This is a genomic window from Streptomyces sulfonofaciens, from assembly GCF_014656295.1.
Classification (GTDB): domain Bacteria; phylum Actinomycetota; class Actinomycetes; order Streptomycetales; family Streptomycetaceae; genus Streptomyces; species Streptomyces sulfonofaciens.
On record NZ_BNCD01000009.1, the window covers coordinates 214,052 to 223,927 of the forward strand.

A 9,876-nucleotide genomic window follows, 5' to 3' on the forward strand; every position below is an offset into this window, starting at 1 on the left:
GAAGCCCACGCGAGCCGGGATTGCGACGGGGGCCGGGCCCCGGCAGCCCCTGGTGCGGGCCCTACTCGTACACCGCCGCCCCCGTCTCACTCGCCGGATCCACTCCCAGTCCAGCACCACACCGAGCCCCGGGCCCTGCGGCACGTGGACGCGTCCCTCGGCGTCGACGGAGGTGAGGTCGTCGGTGTAGCCGTCCGCGTAGGCGTGGTAGTGCCTGCTCTTCGGGTCGAGCCTCGGACGGACGAGGGCGAGTTCGTAGTAGTTGGTGTTGCGGATGGCGGCCATGCAGTGCCGCTGCGCCGGGCCCGCGGCATGGATCTCCACGTCCAGGCCGAGGCCCTCCGCCGCGTGCGCGATCTTCATGACGCCCGTGATGCCGCCGTCGTAGTCCGGGTCGGCCCGGACGAAGTCGGTGCCCTCGGCGAGGATCTGGTCCACGTGCGCCTCCAGGCCGCGCACGTGCTCGCCGAGCAGCAGCGGGGTCCTGATCAGTTGGCGCAGCTTGCGGTGCGCGAAGGACGAGGCGCCGCCGTCGCGGTACGGGTCCTCGTACCAGAAGTAGCCCGCCTCGTCGCAGGCCCTGCCGACCTTGAGCGCATCGGCGAAGGTCTCGTACTCGCAGGCCGGGTCGATCATCAGGTCCATGTCGGGGCCGACCGCGGCCCGGGTCGCGAGCACCGCCGCCACCTCCCGCCGGATCGGCCCGCCGCCCCAGCCGTGGATCTTGAAGCCGGGATAGCCCAGCTCCTTGCAGCGCACCGCGAAGTCCGCGAACGCCCCGGGGCTGTCCAGGCCGCCGTGCTCGTCGCCGAAATGCGTGGAGGCGTACGCGGGCAGGGCGGTGCGGTAGGTGCCGAGCAGTTCGTGCACCGGGGCCCCGGACGGCGCGGGCCGGGGTCGCGGGACGGCGTGGCGCGGGACGGCCCGGGCGCACAGGCTCGGGACGGCCCGGGCGCGGGTGCGTGCCCGTGGGCGCGGGTGCGCAGGCGCGGGCGGCGTCGGCTGGAGTGCGCGGGGCCGGGTGGCCGCGGGTGCGTGCCCGTGGGCGGGGCCGGGTCCCGTCCAGCGGGCCGGCGCGGGCCGTGGCCGAGCGCGGGCCGTGGCCGGCGCGGGGACCCGCCCCGTGGTCGGGTCCCCGCGCTCGGCTGCGTGCCGCCCTGTGCGCCTCCGCCCCTGGCCCGACCGGGGCGGCTCCGGCCGGGTCGGGTGTCCGCGGGGGCGCCGGGGTCGCTAGGGCAGCGTGACGAACGGCGACAGGAAGGCGCGCGCCTCGGCCGTGTCGAGGCGGTAGGCGACATTGGTGGCGTAGCAGGGGGTGTCACCGGTGATGGTGGTCGCCACCAGGGTCCGCACCCCGTCGAGTACGGCGAAGTTCGGGCCGCCGGAATCGCCGTAGCAGGCACCGCCGTTGCCCTGCGGAGCGGTCATGGCGAGCCGCACCCACGCGCCGTTCAGCGCGTCGAAGGTCTCGGGGGCCTTCATCCGGACGCCGCCGCCCGGGTGGCTCTGGCCGCCGGTTCCGCGCTCCGCCTCCTGGGTGCCGTATCCGGCGACGGTGAAGTCGGCGCCGTTCAGTCCCTGCGGTCCGAGCGCGTCGAGGCGTCCCGCGGTCGGGAGGGCGGCCGGGGTGAAGGACCAGCGGTCGTGCACCGCCTTCGCCGGGAGCTCGATCACGGCCATGTCGTGCGGGTCCGAACTGGGCCCGGGGTAGGAGGGATCGGTGTGTGCCCGGCCCTCGACGCCGACCTGCGCCGCGATGGCCGCGGGGTCGCCCGGGTGCGCGGCCGCGGCGGTGTCGAGCGCGCCCTGCACGTCCTGGTCGAGGGAGACGTAGAACGCCACGCCCGCCGGCCAGTCGCTGGTGCAGTGCGCGGCGGTGAGGAAGGTGTCCGCGTCGACCATCGTGCCGGAGCAGACCCAGTCCACCCGGTCCGCGGTGCTCGGATCGCCGTCGTCGTCCCAGGTGGCGAGGAGCGCGCCGACCTCCGTGCGCTCGGGGGCCGGTTCGGCGTTGTACGAGTTGATGGCGGCGGCCGGGAAGGGCGACGCCAGCATCAGGGCGGCCGCGGCGAAGGCGGCGGCCGTGCCGGCGAGGGTGGTGCGCAGATGTCGGATCCGCACGGTGGACTCCTGAGGAGGTCGGTGTCGGTAATCTGTTCGGGACGTGGAGCGTCCACAGCAGACAGCGCGCGCCGGCCCCGAACCATCACGCCCGTCGCCGACCGCCCCTACCCGGCGTGCACCGTCCGGTCCTCGCGCAGGTCCTCGAAGAGCCGTTTCGCCCGGGCCGCGTTCCACTGGACCGCACTACCCTTCGGAGTGCTGAGGCCGAGGTCGGACACCGGGACGTCGAGCCGCCGTCCGCCACCTGCCGCCTCGTTCCGCATCGCGCGGAACAGCGCGGCCAGCGTCCACGGGGTGGTGTCCTTGTCCACGACCAGGGTGTGCAGCCCGGACCGCACCGTCGGGTACGCCTTGAACGGGTCGAGCGCGACACCGGGCGCGGCCGCCCTGTGGGCGAGCGCCGACAGGAACTTCTGCTGGTTCATGGTGCGTCCGAGGTCGCCCCTGGCCTCCTGGTGGCGCTGGCGGACGAACGCCAGCGCCGTCCGGCCGTCCAGGACGTGGCAGCCCTTCGTCAGGGCCAGGCCGGAGTTCTTGTCCCTGATGTCCCGGTCCAGGCACATCCGCACCCCGCCGACGGCGTTCACGACGTCCACGAACCCCGAGAAGCCGATCTCCGCGTAGTGGTCGATGTGCAGGCCGGTGTTGTACTCCACGGTCCGCACCAGCAGGTCGGGGCCGCCCAGCGCGTACGAGGCGTTCAGCTTGTCCTTCGCGGCCGGGACGTGCTCGCCGGTCTCGGGGCGGACGTGGGCGGGGACGGTCAGCCACGAGTCGCGCGGCAGGCTGACCGTCGTGGTGCCGTGCGCGCCGGTGTGCAGCAGGATCATCGAGTCGGTGCGGCCGCCGTCGGCCGAGCCCGTGTGCAGCTCCCTCTTCGCCCGGCCGGTGAGGCCCTGCCGGCTGTCGGAGCCCACGATGAGGTAGTTGGTGCCCTTGCCGCGCGGCGGCCGGTCCGGCACCTTGCCCAGGTCCACCGTGCGGTTGAGCTGGGTGCCCGCCCACACGTAGGACGCCACGGAGGCGGTGACCAGCAGGACGAGCACGAGGACCAGCGCCCGGGCGATCCTGCGGCCGCGGCTCGCCGGGGTCCTGGGCGGCCTGCCCCGCGGCCGCCCCGCGACCTGGTGCGGCGCGGCCACCGGGCCGTCTGCCGGGTCCGAGCCGGACCATCCGCCCTGCCGATCACGCATCGGCACCTCGTGCATGTTCACCGTTCCCTCTCGCAGACATCTCCCGGCGCCGCGGCACCGGCCGCCGCCGCGCCCACCGCCGCAGCCCGTGCCCCGGTCACCGGGACGACAGCTCCCGCACCCCCGGCTCGCCTTGCTCCAGCCGCTCCCCCGCCGTGCCCGAGCGCTTCGTGCGGTGCCACGTCAGCCGGGCGCCGAGCAGCGCCGCCACCAGGGACTGGATGACCACCAGGTACATCAGTTGCCGGTAGACGAGGAGCTGGAAGGGCATCGACCACAGCGCCCGCACCCGTTCACCGTCCAGCCGCAGCGCGTACCCGGCGCAGACGAGCTGGACGGCGAGGAAGCCGAACCACACCCCGGCCGCCTGCACCGGATCGAGGAAGAGCGCCCCGTACAGGGCGAAGAGGTCGACGACGGGCGCCAGCAGCGGCAGCGCGACCTGGAAGAGGGCGAGGTAGCTCAGCCCGCGGCGGCCGAACCGCCCGCCGGGGCCCAGTTCGAGCACGGCGCGGCGGTGCTTCCACATGGACTGGAGCGTGCCGAAGCACCAGCGGTAGCGCTGCCGCCACAACTGGCGCAGCGAACCCGGGACCTCCGTCCAGGCGATCGCGGACTCCTCGTAGACAACCCGCCAGCCGGCCCGCCACAGCGCCATGGTGAGGTCGGTGTCCTCGGCGAGGGTGTCCCCGCTCACCCCGCCGACGCCCATCAGCGCGTCCCGGCGGAACGCGCCGATGGCCCCGGGGACCGTCGGCATGCACTCCAGGACCTCGAACATCCTGCGGTCCAGGTTGAACCCGAAGACGTACTCCAGGTGCTGCCAGCGCCCCAGCAGGCCGCGCCGGTTGCCGACCTTGGTGTTGCCGCTGACCGCGCCGACCGCCGGGTGGGCCAGCGGCTGGACGAGCCGGTGGACGGTGTCGGGCTCGAAGACGGTGTCCGCGTCGACCATGACCACGATCTCGTGCGCGGCCAGGCTCAGACCGGTGTTGAGGGCGGCCGCCTTGCCCGCGTTGGGCTGCCTGACCACCATCAGCCGCGGGTCGTCGATCCAGGTGGCCAGGTCCGCCGTCCGGTCGGTCGACCCGTCGTCGATCACTATGACCTGGAGGTCGTAATGGGTGGAGGCGAGCAGCGAGCGGACGGTGGACTCGATGCCGGCCTCCTCGTTGTAGGCGGGCACCAGGACCGTCACCGGGTCGGTGACCTCCCGCAGCCACGGCGCCCCGGGGCGGAACCGCTCCAGCCGTCTGACATGCAGCCGGGCGAAGAGGACGAGCAGCACAAGCCGCAGCACCCCGAGCCCGCCCGCGACGCCCAGGACCCAGGTCATGCCCTTCGCGAACGCGTGCCCGACGGCCTGGGCCCGGATCAGTACGGTGCCCTCGCCGCGCTCCAGCCGCGAGGCGGCCGTGTCGCCGCGGTGCAGGGCGAGGCCGTTCGTCACGGTGGTGAAGGAGTCGACGTTCCGGTCGTCCAGCAGCCGCTGTGCCTCCCGGTAGGCGGTGGGCGTCTGGCTGTACTGGCGGATCACGCCCTGGGAGGGCTTGCGGTACCACTGGTCCGCGGCGACCAGCAGGTAGCCCTCGTCGGCCGCCCGGTGCGCCGCCGGCCACTCGGTGCCGCACAGCGTGTCCACGGCCGTGGTCTGCGGCATCCGCAGCAGCGTGGTGTGCAGGTCCGCGGCGCCCGCCAGGGCCCGTTGCGTCAGCGACAGCTCCAGCCGGGTGCGGGCGGCCGAGGCCGCGCCGAGGTCGGCCCCGGTGTAGGTGTTCGATCCGATCTCGTGGCCCTCCGCGGCGATCCGCCGCACCAGGTCGGGGTACCGGGCCGCCTGGGCGCCGGAGAGGAAGAAGGTGGCGTGCGCGTGGTGGGCGCGCAGCAGGTCGAGCAGGCGCGGTGTCCACACCGGGTCGGGCCCCCCGTCGAAGGTGAGGGCGACGGTACGGGCGGGCATCGCGTACGACGTCACATCCGAGCCCTTGATGCGCAGCACCGGGCCGCCGTGCGCCACGGCCCGGGGCACGGGCTCGGTGCAGTCGCTCCGCGCCCCGGCCGCGGCGCCCTCGTGCTCGGTCCAGCCCTCGAAGAGCAGGGCGCCGAACATCAGGGGCAGGACGAGGACCAGCAGCAGCCAGTGCGCTCGCGGATCGCGTGCTTGTGCGTGCCGGCCCGCCATCAGCGGGCGTGCCCCCGCGCTCCTCGCGGGCCTCGCGATGGCGGCGGAGGCACGGGGGTGCGGGAGAAGGCCCGCGCCCGGCGGCTCCGTCCGGCGGTGGCCCCGGGGCCGGCCGGCGCCGTGTTCCGCGGTGCCGCACCCCGCGGCGCCGCTTCTCGCAGCGCCGCACCCCGCAGCGCCATGCCCCGCAGTACCGCGTCTCTTCGGGTGGTGCCGCCGGGCACCGCCGTGACCGCAGGTCTGTCGCGGGCCGGGTCCCCGGCACCGCTCCACCGCTCGCCGTCGGTCCTGCCGGGGTCGTCGACTCCCGATAGGTCAAAGCATGCTTTCTGCGGATTTCTCATCCCAACGGCCTCACACATGCTGGGCGAGTGTAGTCATCCGCCGTATCGGCGGTATGTCCCCGCCCCAGTCTGCGCCGACCGGTAGGAGAAACGTCACACCAACGACGGCGGGCCTGCCCGGAGCCCCTGCCCGCAGGGCCGCGACGGCCTCCCGCATACCGGCGGCGTGCCCGCGGCCGGGGCCCGACCCCGCGGGATCCGCTCGGCGGCATCAGCCCCCGGCGCCCCCACGGCCCCCGCCCCCGTTCCCGCCTTCGCGCTCGCCTTCGCCCTCACCCTCGCCCGGCGGCGGCCCGGCGCGGCCCTGGCGAAGATCGCGCACGGCGTTCTCCAGCTCGGTGATCCGGTCGGCCAGTGCCGGTGTCGTCGGGCCGTCGCTCTCGCGGAGCAGCGACTCGATCTGCATGAGCCGCCAGGTGATCTCGGTGAGCCGTTCCGCCTGGCCCGTGCCCTCTGACTGGTCCGTGATCAGCAGCCGGCGGAGCTGCTCGGTCTGCACGGCGAGCTGGCGGTTCTTGCGGTGCAGCTCCAGGAAGACGTTGACCTTGGTGCGCAGCACCCAGGGGTCGATGGGCTTGGCCAGGAAGTCGGCGGCGCCCACGGCGTACCCGCGGTAGGCGTAGTCGGGGTCGACGTCGGTGCCGGTGAGCAGGATGATCGGCACGTCCTTGGTCTGGTCGAGCCGCTTGATGTTCCCGGCGGTCTCGAAGCCGTCCATGCCCGGCATCAGGATGTCGAGCAGCACGACGGCGAACTGCTGCCGCAGCATCGCCTTCAGCGCCTCCTCACCGGAGCGCGCGAACACCACCCGCTGGCCGAGCGGTCCGAGTACCGCCGCCAGCGCCACCAGGTTCTCCTCCATGTCGTCGACGATGAGGATGCTCGACCTGTCCGGTGTGGGTGCGGCAGGGGGTGCGGGTGTGGTCATGGGGCGTTTCCTGGTGGTGCGTGTGTGTCGTCATCCTCCGGCGACCGCCCCGCGGCGGCCCCGGGGGGCGCGGACCGCTCGTGCGCGGTGTGCCGGTCCGGCCCTCGGCCGCCGGCGTCCGCGCCGACCCGCCGATCAGGTCCACGAGCGGTGTCCGGGCCGGGAGCCGCGCCCCCGCCGGTGTCCCCGACGGGCTGCTGGTCCCCTTCCGGGCGGGGACCTCGATCGGCCTCCCGGTCCGCCCGCCGGGCCGGCTCCTGCCCGCCGTCGCCCGCGGCGGCCCCGGCCCGGGCCCGGGCCCCGGTCTCCGTGGCGTCCCGCGAGTCGAGCTGCTCGAAGATGGCGGACAGCAACTGGTCGACGTTCACCGGCTTCGGCACGTATCCGTCCGCGCCGGCCTCGATGGCCTTCTCCCGGTCGCCCGGCATGGCCTTGGCGGTGAGCGCGATGACCGGCAGGTCGGCCAGGCGCGGGGTGCCCCGGATGGTGCGGATCGCCTCGTAGCCGTCGATCTCCGGCATCATGATGTCCATCAGCACCAGCGAGATCTCCGGCGAGCGGTCCAGCACCTCGAAGCCCTCCCGGCCGTTCTCGGCGTACTTCACCGAGATACCGACCCGGCCGAGCATGTGCGTGAGGGCGAAGACGTTGCGGATGTCGTCGTCGACGATGAGGATGTGCCGCCCGGTGAGGACCCGGCCCGGCCGGCCGCTCAGCCACTGCTTGAGCCGGGTCGTCTCCGGCCAGGTGTCCTCGCGCTCGCGTTCGTCGCTGGTGCGGGGCAGCGACGGGACATGGGCACCCGGCGGCGTCACGTCGCTCACCGGCTGCTCGGTCCCGGCCGCGTCCCGGCCCCGGTGCCCGTGCTCCGGAAGCACCGGCGGGGTCCCCGCGGAGGCGAGGACGTCGTCCACCCGGCCCACGCCGCTGGGGGCCCGGGCCGTGCGGGCGCCGTCCGAAAGCTCGACCGCCGCACCGGGCTCCGCCGCCGCACCGGGCTCCGCGTCCGTCCGCACCCGCGGCACCTTCTCCACGTACCGCTCCGGGCCGCCGAGCTGCGGGGTCGCGCTGCCCGACGCGGCCGCCAGCGACCTGCTGGGCAGCCGGGCCGGCACGTAGAGGGTGAAGCGCGAGCCGACGCCCTCCTCGCTCTCGGCGTCGATCCGGCCGCCGAGCAGTCCGGCGATCTCCCTGCTGATCGACAGGCCGAGTCCGGTGCCGCCGTACTTGCGGTTGGTGGTGCCCTCGGACTGCTGGAACGCCTCGAACACCACCGACAGCTTCTCGGGCGGGATGCCGATGCCGGTGTCCTTCACGGAGAAGGCGAGGACGGACTCGGCCTCCCGCAGCGTCTCCTCCTCGAAGCGGTCCGGCGCCACTCCCTCCACGCGCAGCTCGATGCCTCCGGAGTTGGTGAACTTCACCGCGTTGGACAGCAGGTTGCGCAGCACCTGCTGGAGGCGCTGCTCGTCGGAGTACAGCTCGCGCGGCACGTTCTCGCCGACGGCGATGTCGAAGCCGAGGCCGCGGTCGATGGTGAGCGGCCGGAAGGTGGCGTGCACGTAGTCGAGCAGCTTGGTCAGCGGCAGTTCCTTGGGGCGGACGTCCATCCGGCCGGCCTCGACCTTCGACAGGTCCAGGATGTCGTTGATCAGTTGCAGCAGGTCGGAGCCGGCGCGGTGGATGGTGCTCGCGAAGTCGACCTCCTGGTCGGAGAGCCGGTTGTCAGGGTTGTCGGCGAGCAGCCTGGCCAGGATGAGCAGCGAGTTGAGCGGGGTGCGCAGCTCGTGCGACATATTGGCGAGGAACTCCGACTTGTACTGCGAGGAGGTGGCGAGCAGGGCGGCCTTCTCCTCCAGCTCGGCGTTGGAGCGCTGGAGCTCGTCGGAGCGCTTGCGCAGCTCGGAGGTGAGGCGCTGGGACTCCGACAGGAGCGCCTCCGTACGGGCGTTGGCGAGGATGGTGTTGAACGAGACGCCGATGGTGTGCGCGAACTGGTCGACGAAGGTGAGCTGGATCTCGTTGAAGGTGCTGAACGAGGCGAGCTCGATGACGCCCAGCATCCGGTCCTCGAAGAGGATCGGCAGGATGAGGATGCTCGACGCCGGTGAGGCGCCGAGGCCCGAGCGCACGGTCACGTAGTCCGGCGGGGCGTCGTCGATGAGGATGCGCTTCTTCTCCCGCACCACCTGGGCTATCAGGCCGCGCAGCGGCGAGTCCGCCCGCAGGTCCTCGCGGCCGCGCCCGCCGATGCCGTAGTCGGCGATGAGTTCCAGGCCCTCGCGGGGCTCGCTCGCGGAGTCGACCAGGAAGAAGACCTCGGAGTGCGCGTTCACCAGCGGGGCCAGCTCACGCAGGATCAGGTCGGCGACCTCCACCAGGTCCCGGTGCCCCTGCATCAGGCCCGCGATACGGGTCAGGTTGGACTCCAGCCAGTCCTTGGTGCGGGTGGTCTCCCGCAGGTTGGACACCATGAGGTTGACGTTGTCCTTGAGGTCGGCGACCTCGCCCTGCGCCTCCACCGTGACGGAGCGGGACATGTCGCCCTTGGCCACGGCGCTGGCGACCTCGCCGATCGCGCGGACCTGCGTGGTGAGGTTCAGTGCCAGTTCGTTGACGCCGGTGGTCAGCCGCATCCAGTTGCCGGAGACGCCCTCGACCCGGGCCTGGCCGCCGAGCCGTCCCTCGCTGCCCACCTCGCGTGCCACCCGCGTGACCTCGGAGGAGAAGGACCCCAGCGTGTCCACCATGGTGTTGAGGGTGGTCTTGAGCTCCAGGATCTCGCCCCGGGCGTCCACGTCGATCTTCTTCGACAGATCACCGTTCGCCACCGCCGTGGCGACCTGGGCGATGTTGCGCACCTGCGACGTCAGGTTCGACGCCATGAAGTTCACATTGTCCGTGAGGTCCTTCCACACCCCCGAGACATCCCGCACCTGGGCCCGGCCGCCCAGATCGCCCTCGGTGCCGACCTCGCGGGACACCCGCGTCACCTCGTCGGCGAACGCCGACAACTGGTCCACCATCGTGTTGAGGGTGGTCTTGAGCTCCAGGATCTCGCCCCGGGCGTCCACGTCGATCTTCTTCGACAGATCACCGTTCGCC

At 73.2% G+C, this 9,876-nt stretch carries 5 protein-coding genes and 1 pseudogene; all 6 read right to left on the minus strand.

Annotated features, from left to right (window positions below):
• Nucleotides 1–114: 114 nt before the first annotated feature.
• A pseudogene (locus IE313_RS17020) lies at nucleotides 115–870 on the minus strand (enolase C-terminal domain-like protein); the annotation flags it as partial.
• A 360-nt stretch (nucleotides 871–1,230) separates the two neighbouring features.
• A complete protein-coding gene (locus IE313_RS17025) occupies nucleotides 1,231–2,121 on the minus strand; it encodes a trypsin-like serine protease (RefSeq protein ID WP_229924696.1) in 891 nt (296 codons plus the stop codon).
• Between the two features lie 107 nt (nucleotides 2,122–2,228).
• Entirely contained in the window at nucleotides 2,229–3,332 is a 1,104-nt protein-coding gene (locus IE313_RS17030) for an LCP family protein (protein WP_189932984.1), read from the minus strand.
• 82 nt (nucleotides 3,333–3,414) lie between these two features.
• Nucleotides 3,415–5,499, minus strand: a complete 2,085-nt coding sequence (locus tag IE313_RS17035; RefSeq protein WP_189932986.1) for a bifunctional polysaccharide deacetylase/glycosyltransferase family 2 protein — start codon at nucleotides 5,497–5,499, stop codon at nucleotides 3,415–3,417.
• A 555-nt stretch (nucleotides 5,500–6,054) separates the two neighbouring features.
• Nucleotides 6,055–6,771, minus strand: coding sequence for a response regulator (locus tag IE313_RS17040; RefSeq protein ID WP_189932988.1), 717 nt, complete (start codon nucleotides 6,769–6,771; stop codon nucleotides 6,055–6,057).
• Nucleotides 6,768–9,876: ATP-binding protein (locus IE313_RS17045; RefSeq protein ID WP_229924697.1), on the minus strand; the 3,109-nt coding region annotated here is incomplete at its 5' end. The genes IE313_RS17040 and IE313_RS17045, both read right to left, overlap by 4 nt.